We start from the raw sequence: 15,866 nt of genomic DNA, 5'->3' as shown, positions 1-15,866 counted from the left end.
TTTAAATATAAAGAAATTAACAACAAGCGTTCCAAACTGGATCTTGTGGCGGGTCGGCGACGATTTCCAACATTTCCTTTTTTACCGGATGGACAAAAGCGAGCCTACGTGCGTGTAAATGAATGCTGCCATCGGTATTGCTACGATCGAAGCCGTACTTAAGGTCCCCCTTGATAGGGCAACCGATGGCCGCCAATTGTGCGCGTATCTGATGGTGCCTTCCGGTCTGCAGATCGATTTCCAACAAGGCATAGCGGTCGAGTTTTTTGGCGATCCGGTATTCGAGAACCGCTCTTTTACTGTCGTGGACTTCTTTGGTATGGGCGTACGATTTGTTCTGTTTGGTATTCCGCTTTAACCAATGGATCAAGGTATCATGCTGATTTTCAGGATTGTTCTTGACAATGGCCCAATACGTTTTTTTCGTTGCCTTTTCGGCGAACAATCGGTTCATTCGTGTGAGGGCCTTTGACGTTTTGGCAAAGACCACGATACCTGAAGTAGGGCGATCTAAACGATGGGCCACTCCCAAATACACATTGCCCGGCTTATCGTACTTTTTCTTGATATATGCCTTTACCACCTCGCTTAATGGCGCATCACCGGTCTTATCGCCCTGAACGATATCGCCCGGACGCTTGTTGACCGCGATCAAATGGTTGTCTTCGTAGAGCACTAGAAGATTCTCAGGATTGGAAAGTGTTTTAACGGCCACTAAATTGCCAAATTTTTATTCCTGAAAGATAATAATAGAATCAGTAGAACGCCCACGGTGACCGAAACATCCGCCATATTGAAAATACCTGTTTTTAGAAATCCGATCTTGATCTGAAAGAAGTCCGTTACCGAGCCATATAGAATGCGGTCTATTAGATTTCCGATACCTCCACCGATGACAAAGGCAAATGCGATGATCAACCAATTATCAAGATTTGTTTTTTGTAAAATTCGAAAAAGTAAGATCATAAGTACCAATACGGGCAGTATCTGTAGCAGAATGACTTTGAGGATAGGGGGCAGGTTACGTCCGAAACCCAGCATGGCACCGGTGTTCTCGACATTGGTAAGAATAAATTTGTCTTGAATGACCTGTATGTAATCATTGGGATCTACATTTTTGCGAACCACATCTTTTGAGATTTGGTCGCAACCAATGTTCAGCAATACGATCAATAAAATAATTGTTCTTCGCATCAATTTCATGCTTGTTACGTGTCACGTGGAATATCAAAAGATGACATCAATATTGTTCATCATCGTTCGGAAAATCCCGGTTTTTGACATCTTTTACATAGTTTGAAATCGCATTGCCCATTTCTTCGTACAGGTTCATATAGCGGCGCAGAAATCTTGGGTTGAACTCATGGGTCATGCCCAATAGGTCATGAATGACCAGTACCTGGCCATCGGCATATTTTCCGCCGCCGATCCCTATGGTCGGTATGCTGATACTTTCGGAGACTTTTTTGGTCAATGCTGCCGGAATCTTTTCGAGTACGATGCCAAAACAGCCCAGCTTTTCAAGCAGTTTGGCGTCTTCCAACAATTTCTCGGCCTCTTCGTCTTCTTTGGCCCGTACACTGTAGGTTCCGAATTTATATATCGACTGGGGCGTAAGCCCCAAGTGCCCCATAACCGGAATGCCCGCATTTAGAATACGTTTGACCGATTCTTTGATCTCGATGCCGCCTTCCAATTTCACGGCATGGGCGCCACTTTCCTTCATGATCCGAATGGCGGAACGCAACGCCTCCTTTGGGTCGCTCTGATAACTGCCAAAAGGAATATCGACTACGACCAGGGCGCGGTGTACCGCTCGTATCACCGATGAGGCATGGTATATCATTTGGTCCAGCGTTATGGGCAGGGTGGTCTCGTGACCGGCCATCACGTTACTTGCTGAATCGCCCACTAGAATGACATCGACATGGGCATCGTCGACGATTTTGGCCATGCTGTAGTCATAGGAGGTGAGCATCGAAATTTTTTCCCCATTTCGTTTCATCTCGATCAATGACTTGGTGGTGATCCTTTTGTATTCTTTTTTCGCCGTTGACATACCCTTTTGTTTTGGTGCGATAAATGTAAGGAAATTGTTGAGATTCCTCCTGACGGGGTGTACGGCAAATTTCGCTTGTGGCAACCAACAATGATTTATTTTGATTTCTTCTTTCCTTGTTGTCCCCTCTCCAATCTCCCCGGCGGGGAGAGGTTTCCCTCTTTAGGAGGAATCAAGGGAGGACTTTTTAGTAAGCGGTGAAATTTGTCGTGTACCCTTCTGACGTCATACAGGTAACACCAATAAGGCCATTTCGAACGAAAGTAATACAGCGCGGAATCTTTTACTATTTTTACAAAAATCCACAAAATGAAAAAAATAGTTTTTGCAATTGCGACCCTAGCTTCTTTTTGGGCGAATGCCCAAGCGGATGAAAAAATGGCCGTACAAAAGACCGTTGAAGATTTTTTCGAGGCCTTTCATGCGCAAGACTCCGTAAAAATAAGGGCTTTGACGGCCAAGGACATTACCTTGCAGAGTATCGGCACGAACAAGGCCGGGAAAACCCAATTGCGCATCGACGATTTTGATGCTTTTTTAAATGGGATCGTGGGCATACCCAAAGAGCGCAAGTTTCAGGAAAAAATCAATTCGTACAGTATTCAGGTCGATGGCCCGATGGCCAATGCTTGGACGGAATATGAATTCTGGATCGATGGTAAACTGAGCCATTGCGGGGTCAATTCATTTCAAATGATCGACGAAGGCGATGGTTGGAAGATCATCTATTTAATCGATACGCGCCGCAGAGAAGGGTGCGGGTCACCGTAATCAAAACTTGGTACATCATTAGTACCCTGTTGTATGTCCTTTGAAAAAAAAATTAGCGTTCCAAATAAGCCCACGTGAAATTTGGATGATGTCCATTTGCTCGAACCATTTTTACCCAGAGTAACGTCATATGTTCTAAATGAAGCGATTGAGATAAATCACCGACATCTATTGTTTCGAATCCTAGATCGGTATTGAGTAAACTCACTTTGCCTTTTGCTTCTGAGTTATTTCCTGCAATAAGCATAGCAGGTTTGACCGTGTGATTTGGAAAAATTGGATTTTCTAAATTTTCAAATCCATATATGGTATAGGCTTTTACTACACGGGCATTTTTTGCCCATTCTTGCACTTTTTCAGCACCCGAAATTTTACTTTCCAGTCCGTGTGAAATTCCAGCACCAACAGGATTGGTACAATCTATCAGAGTTTTGCCTTTAAATTCTAATGGTTTTAAAATATCTTCATTGAATTTGAACGGCGTTGCTAAGAAAATCACTTCCGAAGCATCAATAGCTTCCTGAATTGGTAGTGCTAAAAACGAAGTGTTTTTAGCCTGTGCTTTTGTCACGCTACCACTTTCTACATCATTGTGAGCTATTATTATTTCGTGCCCTTTTTTCTGAAAATTATTGGCCAATGAAAAGCCTACATTGCCAATTCCTATAAATGCTAATTTCATTATTGTAGTTTAAAATTGTTTTCTTATAAATACACCAGGATTCACATCTGTATCGGAAAATCTACTTTCATTAAAATTCACTGCTAATCCAAATTGATACCCTTTTCTATCTAATCCAAGTCGAACTCTTTGAACACTGTTTAAATGTCCTATTTGTCCGAATGCCGAAAATAATTCTAAACTTGAATATAATTTCCAATCATTCTTCAAGTTAGGCGTAAACCGAAGAATAGAAAACCAACTGTAAAGCAATTCATCACTTAAATTGATAGACGGCAAAGCGTAAATCATAAAATTATTGGTTACTTTAAAATAGTGAATTCCAGCATCTATACCAGAATTGGTGGAAGAAATACGACCAAGTATCGTTCCACCAAAACCAGATTTTGTAGTATAATTTAAGTAAGCACCTGTAAATAAATCTGTTCGTTGTTCATCGTATTGTGCGGTAGCTCTCGCTCTTGAGAAAAGTGATACTCGATTCTGCTCGTCAAAAAATTTAAGGTATTGTGCATCAATAAAAATGCGCTCTGTACCAGTCATAAGCTCGAAACTTTGCGCCTTGCTTGTTGAACAAATTATGGTTAAAAAGAAGAACAATAAAACCTCCTTCATTGAGAATATACCGATAACTATTTAGATAATTGACTTATAAGCATTCTTGCGGCAGCCGCACCAGAGTTTTGCTGCTGCCCTGTGATTAGGTTTCCATCTTCGATAGCATAAGAACTAAATGGTGCAGCTACTTTAAAAGTCGTGTTTGGTAACTTTTGTGCTTCCTCTTCTATCCAATAGGGTTGTATTTTTTGACCAACAGCTTTATCTGCATATTCTTCTTCTGCATTGGCAAAGCCAGTCCAAGTTTTACCATCTACAATGAGTTTTCCATCAGATGTTTTAGCTTCCAATAGCAAGGTTGCCGAATGACAAACAGCTGCACTTGGCTTTCCAGACTCGTAGAAATTAGCAAAGAGCTTTTGTAAATCTTTATTTCCTTTAAAAGTATACATTGGACCTTGGCCACCTACCAAAAAGATAGCGTCATAATCGTTGTAATTAACCTCATTTAATGATTTGGTGTTTTCGAGCATTTTGTTGAACCAATCCAATTGCATATATCCCAATGAAATAACATCGTGTGCCGAATAACCACTTGCGTCTGTTGGGTTAGAATAACCGTCCATTACAATTTTGCCACCTTTGGTTGAAACCAATTCTACTTCATATCCTGCTTCCTGAAAAACGTGTAGAGGATGTGTTAATTCGGCAGCCCAAAATCCTATTGGCCATCCTGTTTGTTCTGAAACGGTTGGACTACTTGCAACCATCAAGATTTTACCTTTGTAAGGCATTCCGTGAGCGTGTACATAACTGTTAGTCTCGTTTACTTTAGCTTCCATTTTTTCATTTTTTGAATTATTACTTGTCTGAGATTGACATGAACTGAATGTGAAAAGAGACAGTATCGTGAGAATTAAAATGTTTGATTTCATCTGAATTTGATTTTTATTTAATTATTAGGCAAATGTCAGATATCTACTTACTTTTGACAATATACTTACTCGTTTGAGAGGTACTAACTTTTTAGAAAGTAATAAGTAAATCAATTGATTATGCCAGATTTTATTTATAACAATAAAGTATATTACAATCCGGTAGAGTTCGCTATGGACAGAATAGGCGGCACTTGGAAAATGCCAATACTGTGGCGTTTGAAAGAAAGGGTTTTCCGATTTGGAGAATTAAAAAAAGACATTCCCCACATAACGGACAAAATGCTCACAAGCCAGTTGAGACAATTAGAGGCAGAGGGATTTATTCACCGAAAGGTTTACCCAGTTGTCCCACCTAAAGTAGAGTATACAATAACTGAAAAAGGATTGACTTCAATACCAATTATAGAAACAATCCGAAATTATGGACTCGAACTTATGAAAAAGGAAGGATTGAAAGAAAAATGATAAGCGGTATAGAACATTGTGTACTATAAGTAATAGCGGTTTAAGTGATTAAGCGAAAAACAATATATAAATCAAAGGTCAGTCTAAGACTGAAAAGTTAGTGAGTAGAAATCCGCCACTTTTCATATGTAAGACAGTTGCCATTAATACTGAAAAACAATGAGACAAATTTCTATCTTCCTGTTTTTGATTTTAGTAGGTTGTAAAAACGAAACCAAAAACCAAAATAAAATCGGAACTGACAATCAATCTGAAATGACTACTGAAACCGAGGATGGAATTGATAAATCAGTATCTGAAATGTGGAACGACTTTATCGAATCAAATCCTGAATGTAAAAACGACGGAATACCTGAATCGGACTTTTTTCATAATAACGAAGCTGACGCAAACCGATTGGCGAAATTGACTCTGACTGGAGAAAAAAGAGCTTCATCAGGCCTATATAGCTTGTACGAACAATACAATGCGGATTTACCAGCTGTTGGAGCAAAACAAATCGTAACCGACTTTAATGGAAAGGCAATAGCAATTATAGAAAATGTAAAAGTGGACACAATTCCGTTCAATAAAATTTCCAAAGAATATGCTGAAATGGATATGGGAACGGATATTGAACCACTTGAAAAATGGAAAAAAGCGCATTGGGAGTTTTTTGAAAATTTCTTAAACGAAAGCGGAGGAAAACCGACTGAGGAAATGCTAATAGTAGCCGTGGAATTTAAAAAAATATGGCCGTTATAAGGAATAAAGTACTAATGGCACCACGGCATACAACTAATTGCTATCCGAATTGCCATACTTCGACTACGCTTAGCGCAGTATTGAAAATTCCTGCAATCGATCATCTTTAGGGTCGGGCGTATATTTTTCGTTGAAAAAGTCAGTAACGATCATACGGAGGACACTTATCAACAATCGCTTAAGAATACGCCGATCGCGAGGCCGCCCGTTGATGTTTCCTTATATTTCGCGTTCATGTCCTTGGCAGTTTCCCACATGGTCTGTACCACTTTATCGAATGGTACTTTCGCTTCAGAGGCATCGGAACCCAAGGCCAGCTCGGCCGCATTGATCGCTTTTATGGCGCCCATGCTGTTGCGTTCGATACAAGGTATCTGAACCAGTCCGCCAATGGGGTCGCAGGTAAGTCCTAAATGGTGCTCCATGGCAATTTCTGCGGCCATGAGAACCTGTTCGGGTGTTCCGCCCAAAAGCTCGGTCAGGGCCCCGGCCGCCATGGCCGATGACACCCCGATTTCGGCCTGGCATCCACCCATGGCCGCCGAAATGGTCGCTCCCTTTTTGAAGATACTTCCTATTTCGCCGGCGACGAGCAAGAATTTTTTGATATGTTCGAAATCGGCCCGATGGTTTTCGATGACCATATAATACATGAGCACGGCAGGGATCACGCCCGCGCTGCCATTGGTGGGTGCCGTAACCACTCTTCCCAACGAGGCGTTGACTTCATTGACCGAAAGCGCAAAGCAACTGACCCATTTTAGGATCTGTCTGAATTTCACCTCTGTTTTTCGAATGGTCTGTAGCCAATTTTCCGGGGAATCATAACTGGCTGCACCCGCCATTAAATTCTTGTGTATATCAAAAGCCCTACGACGAACGTTTAGGCCGCCCGGAAGGTTGCCTTCGGTATGGCAACCGATATACATGCACTCGAGCATCGTTTCCCAAATACGGCGGATCTCGGTATCGATTTTCGCATCGTCCCTCAAAGAGCGTTCATTTTCCAAGACGATTTCCGAAATCGTTTTCTGCTCTTTTTGGCAATAGGAAAGAAGTTCAGTGCCCTTTTGAATCGGGAAGGGCAGTAATTTAAAATCTTCGATTTTCTTTTTGGCGTTTTTGCGGGCCTCCGTTACAACAAAACCCCCACCTATGGAATAGTAGGTTTTGGTCTTCTTTTTTCCGGATGAAAGAATCGCCTCGAATTTGAGTCCGTTCGCATGGAATGGTAAAAACTTCCGATGGAAAATAATATTCGATTTGGGATCAAAGGGCAATTTTTTTTCACCCGCGAAATGAAGTACTTGATCGTCTTTGATCTTTTGTACAACGTATTGAATATCCGAGGGTTCGATGGTTACGGGATCCGTTCCCGATAGCCCCAGCATAATGGCATAATCGGTGGCATGGCCCTTGCCGGTGAGCGACAAAGATCCATAGACATGTGCCGTTACTTGTTCTATTTCTTCAAAGAGTGCCGCGGCCTTCATTTCTGCGATCCATCGTTCAGCCGCGCGCCAAGGTCCCAAGGTGTGCGAACTAGAAGGCCCGATTCCGATTTTTAGCATGTCGAAAATACTGATGGACTCCAACTTTTATGCAGAATTTAATTTGGGATAAAGATAGGCAATATGCGTTGTCGAAAAAGAAAATTTTATCACAACGGACTTATGGACAAAATGGACTTAGCACCTAAACGATAGGTTTTTCACCCCTTTAATTTATGGGCGATTTTTTGTCCGGTCAACGCAAGTTCGGTGGCCAAAAAACAATGGTCTTGGGTCATCGCTGTTTCAGTGCGGTGCACCACGTCGCTCACCAATTGTTCGCCATAGGGCATGTGCACATTGTTGCAGTCAAAGTACTTGGTCTCTTTCTGGTTGACCAAGAACAAGTGGTTGCCGCCTTCCCTTCCCGCGATATCGATATATTTTCGCATCTCTATGTATCCTTCGGTACCCAAGATAAACGTGCGGCCATCGCCCCAGGTGCCGAGTCCTTCAGGTGTGAACCAGTCGATTCGGATATAACCGGTCGCATGATCGCTGCGCACGCTCATATCTCCAAAATCTTGATAATCGGGATAATCTGGAATATTGAAATTTCCGGTCTGCGCAAAACTTACCTCCGCTTGTTTCGAGTTGGTATAATAAAGAAACTGATCGCATTGGTGCGAACCAATATCACATAAGATGCCCCCTGCCTTTTCAGGATAAAAGAACCAATCTGGCCGGTTTTCGGGCCGCATGCGATGGGGCCCCAGCCCTATGAGTTGTACCACTTTGCCAATGGCTCCCTCTTGCACGAGTTTTCCGGCCATTACCGAAGCAGGATTTCCCAACCGCTCACTGTACTTTATCGAATAGATCCGTTTTGTCTCTTTTTGTACTTTTTTTACTTCATTGAACTGTTCAAAAGTGACAATGCCCGGTTTATCTGCCATATAGTCCTTACCCGATTGCATCACACGAATACCGATGGGGGCACGGTCTACGGGTATGGCCGCACTGGCGACCAATTGTATGGAGTTGTCTTCAATGATCTCGTCCTCGCTTTTGGCGATTTTCACATCAGGGTATCGCTTTTTGAAGTTTTCCAATAAATCAGGTTCCTTGGCGTACACGGCAACCAAAGTTCCACCTCCGTTCAGCAATGCGTTGACCATGCCATAGATATGCCCATGGTTGAGACCGATGACGGAGAATCTAATGGCGTCTTTTGGTTTTGTTCGCTTTTCAGGTTTCACGATAACAGTTTCGGGCCTGGCGGTTGCATGTAGGTCATGCCAGAACATGTCATAGGGCATAATCGATGCCGCGGCGATTCCTGCGGCTGAAGATAATCCGCGGGTCAAAAAATTACGTCTGTCCGTTTTCATTTAAGATACCAATTTAAACTTTGGTTTATAGTGCATTGTAAATTATGAAAATAAAATCATTTTGTCCGGCTCCATGCCATAAACATAGGAAGAGGGAAGGTGAAATTCCTTTTTGGTATCGGAAACGCTGTTTAGAAGGCCCCAAAAATACTCTAGGGAACAATAAATGACATCATGTCATGTCGCCATTGCTTGGCATATTGTTTGACATTTACCTACCGACAAAAAAAAGCACTAATATTTAATACATATAGAATGAGCAAAATCATAGGTATAGATTTGGGTACGACCAATAGCTGCGTTTCCGTGATGGAAGGTAACGAGCCCGTTGTAATACCCAATGCCGAAGGAAAAAGAACTACACCATCGGTCATTGCATTTGTAGAAGGTGGTGAGATCAAGGTGGGCGATCCTGCAAAAAGACAGGCGGTCACCAATCCTGAAAAAACGATTTATTCCATCAAAAGGTTTATGGGCAATAAATTTTCGGAATGTAAGGCCGAAATTGACCGTGTTCCCTATAAAGTGGTGAAGGGCGATAACAATACGCCAAGGGTCGATATTGACGGGCGTTTGTATACGCCTCAAGAGTTGTCGGCCATGGTACTTCAGAAAATGAAGAAGACCGCCGAAGACTATTTAGGACAAGATGTTTCAAGAGCTGTAATTACGGTTCCGGCTTATTTTAACGATGCACAGCGACAGGCCACCAAAGAAGCTGGTGAAATTGCCGGTTTGACCGTTGAGCGAATCATCAATGAGCCTACAGCGGCCTCTTTGGCCTATGGAATGGACAAAAAGGACACCGATCAAAAAATAGTCGTCTTTGACTTTGGCGGGGGAACCCACGATGTTTCCATTTTGGAATTGGGCGATGGCGTATTCGAAGTATTGGCCACTGATGGCGATACCCATTTGGGCGGTGACGATGTAGACCAGAAAATAATCAATTGGTTGGCCGAAGAATTCAAGAAAGACGAAAGCATCGACCTTCGTGATGATGCCATGGCGTTACAGCGACTTCGTGAAGCTGCCGAAAAAGCAAAAATAGAATTGTCATCTTCGGCGCAGACCGAGATCAACCTGCCTTATGTGACCGCTACGGCCACCGGGCCCAAACACTTGGTACGTACCTTGACACGGGCAAAGTTCGAACAATTGATCGAAGACTTGGTGAAAAGGACCATCGAGCCTTGCCAAACGGCATTGAAATCGGCCGGACTTTCAAAAAGTGATATCGACGAGATTATTTTGGTGGGAGGTTCTACCAGGATTCCCGCGGTACAGGAAGCCGTTGAAAAATTCTTCGGCAAAAAACCTTCAAAAGGGGTGAACCCTGATGAGGTAGTGGCCGTTGGTGCGGCGATTCAAGGTGGCGTGCTTACTGGAGACGTAAAAGATGTATTGTTGTTGGATGTTACCCCATTATCCTTGGGTATTGAAACCATGGGTAGCGTGATGACCAAGTTGATCGATGCGAATACCACGATACCGACCAAGAAGTCACAGGTATTCTCTACGGCAGCCGATAACCAGCCTTCGGTCGAGATCCATGTTTTGCAAGGTGAACGGCCTATGGCAGCAGATAATAAGACGATAGGAAGATTTCATTTAGACGGAATTCCTCCCGCACCAAGGGGAACACCTCAGATCGAAGTGACCTTTGATATCGATGCCAACGGAATCATTAAGGTTTCGGCGACCGATAAGGCAACGAACAAGACACAGGACATACGTATCGAAGCTTCTTCAGGTTTGACGGAAGAGGAAATCGAAAAGATGAAGGCCGAGGCCGAGGCCAATGCCGAATCTGATAAAAAAGCCAAGGAAACGGCCGATAAGCTGAACGAGGCCGATAGCATGATTTTCCAGACAGAAAAACAATTGAAGGAATTTGGCGATAAATTGTCGGATGACAAGAAAAAGCCGATAGAAGATGCTCTGGAAGAACTAAAGAAGGCCTATGAAAGCAAGGACCTGGCCGTGATCACAACAGCTTTGGAGAAGATCAACGAAGCATGGAAGGTCGCGTCAGAAGAAATGTACAAGGCCCAGGCCGAAGCCCAGCAGAACGGTGCCGCCCCCGAGGGTGGTGATGCCACTGCCGATGCCGGTGGCGAAGGCGACAATGTCGAAGACGTTGATTTCGAGGAAGTGAAATAATTCCGAGAACCTTTAGATTTCAAAAAGCACCATTCATTAATGGTGCTTTTTTATTTTGGTCTCCTCTATTTGATCTTTAGGCTTCTTGAAGGTTCGCGGCCGTAGCCTTTTACGAGTAGGGAATCTTTCAAAAATGTAACCGTAGCAAAAGAAGAGGAATCTTCTGTGTCGACCATGCCTTTGAAGTTCAGGTAATGAACGCCATTTCTTTGAACATAGCTACCGGCATGATTGTGGCCGTTGAAATAAAACTTAACACAATCGTATTTATCGATAATGGCCAAAAGCTGTTCATAGTTCCAGAGATTGTGCGCCTGTTCTTCACCCAGTGCGGGAAAATGGCAATAAAAGCCTACGCGTTGGCCCTGTTCGGTCGCCAACCTTAATTCATCTTCGATCCAAGCCAATTGCCCATGGCCCAGGCCTCCGTTCCATTCCTTCAGATTCGGCATGTCTTTGCTCGATATATGGTTGAACAATGAATCGGTCTGCTGTCTTTTATCCTCGGTCAAGGCACCATGAACGCTAAGGTCGTTTCCATCGAGAACGATAAAACGCCAATCGTTCTTAACAACACTATAGTACCGGTCCTTGATATTCATTTTTTCAAAAATCAGGGGTTTGAGCGAATCCGCCACACTAAAATCATGATTGCCCAGAACGTGGTATTTTTTCGATTTAAGGCCGTTCCATATTGGGGTTACAGAATCATAGCTTTCAAAATTCCTATCGATGAAATCCCCTAAATGGATAGCATACTCCAAAGCGCGTTCATTGAATGTGTTCACGGCCTGTCGTAAACGACCGGGTGATTTTCTATAATGGCGAACCCCCGCTGCTTCACAGTTGCAGTATTGACAGTCTGCCACAATGCCTACCTCGAACCCCGTGTATTCGGAAACCTGTTTCTTTTTAATATTGCATCCGATGAGTACCAAGAAAAAGAAGAATAGAAAGATTGATTTTTGATAGACGTGCATCGTTGAAGGTTTACGAATTTTAGCAGGTAAAGATACGTCACCGTCTTTTTTAAATAGGGATTTCATGTCAAACTCATCTAAAACACAGAGATCGTTTGACGATTTGGCATCCCTTTTGTTTCTAATTGATCGAATAACAAGTAATTTTACGGTATGGTAAAAAACTACACCTATTTGGTATTGATATTAACGGCAATCGTTCCGCAGTTCATTTTATCCCAGGAAATCAAAATTTTCAGAACGTCCGATTTTGACTTAAAAGGGAAAGTGAAAAAGTGCTTGGTGCTCACCCATTATGGCAAAGAGGAGTATGAATTCAATATTGATGGCCTATTGACGAAGTCGGTGACCCGCTATAATGATCAAGATTACGACGTTACCCACTACAAATATTCAGGAGATGAACTTTTGGAGAAAAGATCGGAAGTTTATCGCGACGATGTTTTTGACGAAAATACGTCGATCGCCAATTTCTACACCATCGATACCACTGAAAATCGTAAGGTTACCGAAAAGATCATTTCGTACTCGAAGGAATTTTTGGGCCAAAATGAATATCATTACGATGCGGAGGGCAAGCTCATTAAAGTTTTTCGTAACGATAATGAGGGAAGTGATGAGACCGAAATCGTGTACACCAATGTCAAAGGAGAGTTCACAAAGACGATCAAGGTCAACGGCATTGTTCTGCGATCTGTGAGAACCTCTGAAAAAAAAGGAAAAGACCAAGGCAAAAATAGCATTGTTTTAACGAAGGAGTTTATCGAAGGACAGCCCAACAAGGCCGTTGAGGAAGTTAAAAATGGTATAGGCCTGTTACAGGATCGAACACTCTATTACTTTGATACCAAAACAAACCAATTCGTGCCTGAAGCTTCGATGTCGTATGCATACGACGAAAATAACATGCTCATAAAAACCGAAACCAAGACCGGGGAAGTTGTTGAAATAAAAGAGTATATCTACCAATTTGATGGCTCAGAATATGCCAATTGGGTGAAGCAAATCGTAAAACCCGAAAATGATTACAAAACCCGGGAAATCAGTTATTACAAAACTGAAAAACTCGTTGTTGAAGAGTAACTACTTGATTTCGATTTAAAATTTGGCATTTTTATGGTCAAAGATTCATAAAATTGGCATTTGTTCCCTCGAGCGCAGGCGAGAGGTAGGTAAGATTTGAGATCTTGAATGAGGTCTCGACTGCGCTCGACCTGACCTAAATGCATAAACTACTAAAAACCAGTTTAGGATTTCAAGTAAGTTGTATCGAACTCACTTTAACTAGCTTCGCCCGGCCTTTATTTGCCGCCATTCCTCCTTTAGAATTCCGTAACAGCAGGTGTTCCTTTTGAAGCCATCCAATAGGTACACATCTTTTCGAAGTATGCCTTCTAGGGTGCACCCCAATTTTTCGACCGCTTTTCGTGATCGCATGTTGCGTTCATCGACCCTGAACTCGACTTTTTCGAAGCCCATGGTTTCGAAGGCATGATCCAGCATCAAGATTTTCATTTGTCCATTTAGTCCGCTGCCCTGAAATTCCCGCCCGATCCATGTTGAACCTATATGCAACACTTTATTGGCCCAATGAATGTGCATATACCTCGTGCTACCGGCAAAGCTGTCGGTAGCCTTGTCAAAAATGATAAAGGGAATGTCGGTCTTTTTACGTTGACCCTCCAAGGCAGTTTCCACATAGTTTTTCAACCCTTCTTTATGCGCTATGTCAGATGGAGAATATTGCACCAATTTGTCCTGGGCGGCAATAGCGTACAAATGGTGAAAATTATCAAGCGTCAAAGGTGATAGTCTCACCCTTTCGTTTTCAAGGATAATCGCATGTTGTTGCTCCATAGCCTTATTTTTTTAAGGATTCGTATTCTTTCTTGAGCAAGCGATATTGGATCAATGAGACATAAACATTATCATCAATGGTATGGTCTCTTTTGACATCATGGTCTATGAGTTCAGCCTCTTTGATCATTCCGTTTTTGACCATCACTTTTCCGGAAGCACTGTTCGTCGTGAGATAGACGGCGATTATTTTGTTGAGTCCGAGCGTTTCAAATCCGAATTTCAGTATTGCCTCGACGGCTTCAGTGGCAAAGCCCAGGTTCCAAAAAGGTTCCGCTATCCAATATCCCAATTCGGCCCTATTGTTCTGCACATCAAGGGTTAGGCCAATTCCTCCAATAAATGAATCATCTAAATTCAGTCGCACGGCAAATATGTACCGATCTTTATCCTGAAAACCCTGATTGACCATTTGGATCCACGAAATGGCATCTTCTTCGTGGTAGGGGTGGGGCATAGTACGGGTATTTTCAACGATCTTGATATTGTCGGCATGTGAAACGATAACGGGAACATCGTTCCATTTCGGTTGGTTCAGCACCAATCTTTCCGTTCTAAGTTCAGGAAAATCTTCCATGATCATATCAATGCGTTTATCAGTTCTTTTTTGATTTCATGGCCTCCTTCATAAATTACCTGCTCGGCCTTGCCGTTAAAGAGCAGCTCTATTTTTTTCGATTCGTCTCGCAGCCTATCTTCGTTGATGTATTCATCTTGATTGCCGATCAACACCTTTACCTTGGTGCCGTAATCTTTTATAAAGTCAAAATCACTTGGCTCCAGTTCGGTAGGTATTCCACCCGCATAAAGTATTAAATGTTCACACCTCGGTTTTTGATATGCCGCCCAGCGCATTGCAATCGATACCCCTTGTGAAAATCCGAAAACGATTAGCTTACAGGTTTCGGGAATTTTTTCAACCTCAAAAACGGCATCTAAATAGGCCAATACATTTTTCTTTTCAAGGGCCGTGTTTTCTTTGGTAAGCCAACTCGCGCCTACATGACGGTATTCATTCTTGAGATAGTACTTTGAAGGGGCCTGGGGGGCAATGAAATAATTCTCTTCTGGGGGAAGTTCATCGAAATACTTGAGAAAATACCGACTCAAGAAACCGATTCCGTGAAATACGATCCAGACATTCTTGGTTTTTTCAGACATTTTGTTCAATGTCTCGTACGTATTGGTCGTTCGGTACGACACTTGTTTTTCAGTAGTATGCATAACAAAAGGCCTTTTGTAAAGAAAGGCTTTAATGGTATTTAATATTCTATAGCGCGAAATTCTTGAAAGTTCCCATAGAAGGAATATTATATCCGTAATTTTGAAAAAAATACTTCCGTGAACGAATTAAAAGAAAAAATTCTAAAGGTCTGCAACGATTCATCCAAGAATACCATGATGGAGACCTTGCAGATCGAATATATTGATGTAGGTGAAAATTTCTTGACGGCCAAAATGCCGGTTAATTCTAAAGTACATCAACCCGATGGGATCTTACATGGCGGTGCCATGGTCGCTTTGGCCGAAAGTGTCGGTAGTATGGCATCGTATATCTTTTTGGATGCCGAGAATTTTTTTGTCCGTGGCATCGAGATATCGGCCAACCATGTAAAAAGCGTAAGCGAGGGAGAGGTTTTTGCTACCGCCACCATAGTACATAAAGGCCGTACGACCCAATTGTGGGATATCAAATTAAGAAATGCCAAAGATGAATTGATATCCATCTGCAAACTAACAACGATTGCCCTGCCCAAAAAATAGGTTT

Annotated in this window: 18 protein-coding genes; 6 read left to right on the top strand and 12 right to left on the bottom strand. The window is 42.5% G+C overall.

Annotated elements, in window-relative coordinates; translation table 11 throughout:
• Window positions 1-16 precede the first annotated feature (16 nt).
• From ACEZ3G_RS11670 to panB, 3 genes are read right to left on the bottom strand one after another with little or no spacing between them, the layout of a single operon-like run.
• Entirely contained in the window at window positions 17-715 is a 699-nt protein-coding gene (locus ACEZ3G_RS11670; protein WP_432425670.1) for an RluA family pseudouridine synthase, read from the bottom strand.
• Window positions 715-1,194: a signal peptidase II gene (gene lspA / locus ACEZ3G_RS11665; RefSeq protein WP_432425669.1), complete on the bottom strand. Its 480-nt coding sequence runs from the start codon at window positions 1,192-1,194 to the stop codon at window positions 715-717. The genes ACEZ3G_RS11670 and lspA overlap by 1 nt, the downstream gene beginning before the upstream one ends.
• A 46-nt stretch (window positions 1,195-1,240) precedes the next feature.
• A complete protein-coding gene (panB, locus tag ACEZ3G_RS11660; protein ID WP_432425668.1) occupies window positions 1,241-2,059 on the bottom strand; it encodes a 3-methyl-2-oxobutanoate hydroxymethyltransferase in 819 nt (272 codons plus the stop codon).
• Window positions 2,060-2,368: 309 nt separating this feature from the next.
• On the opposite strand from panB, the gene ACEZ3G_RS11655 reads away from it, so the two are divergent.
• Complete coding sequence (locus tag ACEZ3G_RS11655; protein ID WP_432425667.1) at window positions 2,369-2,830, top strand: nuclear transport factor 2 family protein; 462 nt, start codon at window positions 2,369-2,371, stop codon at window positions 2,828-2,830.
• Window positions 2,831-2,882: 52 nt separating this feature from the next.
• Here the strand turns inward: ACEZ3G_RS11655 and ACEZ3G_RS11650 are convergent, their stop codons facing one another.
• The 3 genes from ACEZ3G_RS11650 to ACEZ3G_RS11640 all read right to left on the bottom strand — a co-directional run bounded on the left by ACEZ3G_RS11650 (window position 2,883) and on the right by ACEZ3G_RS11640 (window position 4,912).
• Entirely contained in the window at window positions 2,883-3,512 is a 630-nt protein-coding gene (locus ACEZ3G_RS11650; RefSeq protein ID WP_432425666.1) for an NADPH-dependent F420 reductase, read from the bottom strand.
• A gap of 9 nt (window positions 3,513-3,521) precedes the next feature.
• On the bottom strand, window positions 3,522-4,055 hold the full coding sequence (locus ACEZ3G_RS11645; RefSeq protein WP_432425665.1) for a hypothetical protein: 534 nt from the start codon (window positions 4,053-4,055) through the stop codon (window positions 3,522-3,524).
• Window positions 4,056-4,144: 89 nt separating this feature from the next.
• Complete coding sequence (locus ACEZ3G_RS11640; RefSeq protein WP_432425664.1) at window positions 4,145-4,912, bottom strand: type 1 glutamine amidotransferase domain-containing protein; 768 nt, start codon at window positions 4,910-4,912, stop codon at window positions 4,145-4,147.
• Between the two features lie 213 nt (window positions 4,913-5,125).
• Here ACEZ3G_RS11640 and ACEZ3G_RS11635 point away from each other — a divergent pair, with 213 nt between their 5' ends.
• Complete coding sequence (locus tag ACEZ3G_RS11635) at window positions 5,126-5,473, top strand: winged helix-turn-helix transcriptional regulator (protein ID WP_432425663.1); 348 nt, start codon at window positions 5,126-5,128, stop codon at window positions 5,471-5,473.
• Between the two features lie 159 nt (window positions 5,474-5,632).
• A complete protein-coding gene (locus ACEZ3G_RS11630) occupies window positions 5,633-6,217 on the top strand; it encodes an ASCH domain-containing protein (protein WP_432425662.1) in 585 nt (194 codons plus the stop codon).
• 167 nt (window positions 6,218-6,384) lie between these two features.
• Here the strand turns inward: ACEZ3G_RS11630 and ACEZ3G_RS11625 are convergent, their stop codons facing one another.
• Together ACEZ3G_RS11625 and ACEZ3G_RS11620 are read right to left on the bottom strand one after the other, a co-directional pair.
• Window positions 6,385-7,812, bottom strand: coding sequence for an L-serine ammonia-lyase (locus ACEZ3G_RS11625; protein ID WP_432425661.1), 1,428 nt, complete (start codon window positions 7,810-7,812; stop codon window positions 6,385-6,387).
• 116 nt (window positions 7,813-7,928) lie between these two features.
• Window positions 7,929-9,098: a Gfo/Idh/MocA family protein gene (locus tag ACEZ3G_RS11620; RefSeq protein ID WP_432425660.1), complete on the bottom strand. Its 1,170-nt coding sequence runs from the start codon at window positions 9,096-9,098 to the stop codon at window positions 7,929-7,931.
• 255 nt (window positions 9,099-9,353) lie between these two features.
• Between ACEZ3G_RS11620 and dnaK the strand changes: the two genes are divergently transcribed.
• Window positions 9,354-11,261 (top strand): molecular chaperone DnaK, encoded by a 1,908-nt coding sequence (gene dnaK, locus ACEZ3G_RS11615; RefSeq protein WP_432425659.1) that lies wholly within the window; start codon window positions 9,354-9,356, stop codon window positions 11,259-11,261.
• A 65-nt stretch (window positions 11,262-11,326) separates the two neighbouring features.
• Here dnaK and ACEZ3G_RS11610 read toward each other — a convergent pair whose 3' ends face one another.
• Window positions 11,327-12,307: a metallophosphoesterase gene (locus tag ACEZ3G_RS11610; protein WP_432425658.1), complete on the bottom strand. Its 981-nt coding sequence runs from the start codon at window positions 12,305-12,307 to the stop codon at window positions 11,327-11,329.
• 87 nt (window positions 12,308-12,394) lie between these two features.
• Here ACEZ3G_RS11610 and ACEZ3G_RS11605 point away from each other — a divergent pair, with 87 nt between their 5' ends.
• Complete coding sequence (locus tag ACEZ3G_RS11605; RefSeq protein ID WP_432425657.1) at window positions 12,395-13,324, top strand: hypothetical protein; 930 nt, start codon at window positions 12,395-12,397, stop codon at window positions 13,322-13,324.
• Window positions 13,325-13,525: 201 nt separating this feature from the next.
• Here the strand turns inward: ACEZ3G_RS11605 and ACEZ3G_RS11600 are convergent, their stop codons facing one another.
• From ACEZ3G_RS11600 to ACEZ3G_RS11590, 3 genes are read right to left on the bottom strand one after another with little or no spacing between them, the layout of a single operon-like run.
• Window positions 13,526-14,098: a GNAT family N-acetyltransferase gene (locus tag ACEZ3G_RS11600; protein ID WP_432425656.1), complete on the bottom strand. Its 573-nt coding sequence runs from the start codon at window positions 14,096-14,098 to the stop codon at window positions 13,526-13,528.
• A 4-nt stretch (window positions 14,099-14,102) separates the two neighbouring features.
• Window positions 14,103-14,681 carry a GNAT family N-acetyltransferase gene (locus ACEZ3G_RS11595; RefSeq protein ID WP_432425655.1) on the bottom strand — a complete coding sequence of 193 codons (579 nt, stop codon included), beginning with the start codon at window positions 14,679-14,681 and terminating at the stop codon, window positions 14,103-14,105.
• Window positions 14,678-15,322, bottom strand: a complete 645-nt coding sequence (locus ACEZ3G_RS11590; RefSeq protein ID WP_432425654.1) for an alpha/beta hydrolase — start codon at window positions 15,320-15,322, stop codon at window positions 14,678-14,680. The genes ACEZ3G_RS11595 and ACEZ3G_RS11590 overlap by 4 nt, the downstream gene beginning before the upstream one ends.
• Window positions 15,323-15,439: 117 nt before the next feature.
• Between ACEZ3G_RS11590 and ACEZ3G_RS11585 the strand changes: the two genes are divergently transcribed.
• The gene (locus tag ACEZ3G_RS11585) at window positions 15,440-15,862 is read left to right on the top strand and encodes a PaaI family thioesterase (protein WP_432425653.1); all 423 of its coding nucleotides are present in this window, start codon (window positions 15,440-15,442) and stop codon (window positions 15,860-15,862) included.
• Window positions 15,863-15,866 lie beyond the last annotated feature (4 nt).

The sequence above is a fragment of the Meishania litoralis genome, from assembly GCF_042611095.1.
Classification (GTDB): domain Bacteria; phylum Bacteroidota; class Bacteroidia; order Flavobacteriales; family Flavobacteriaceae; genus Meishania; species Meishania litoralis.
Note: the sequence above shows the minus strand (reverse complement) of the source record. Positions and strands in the feature narration are given on the sequence as shown.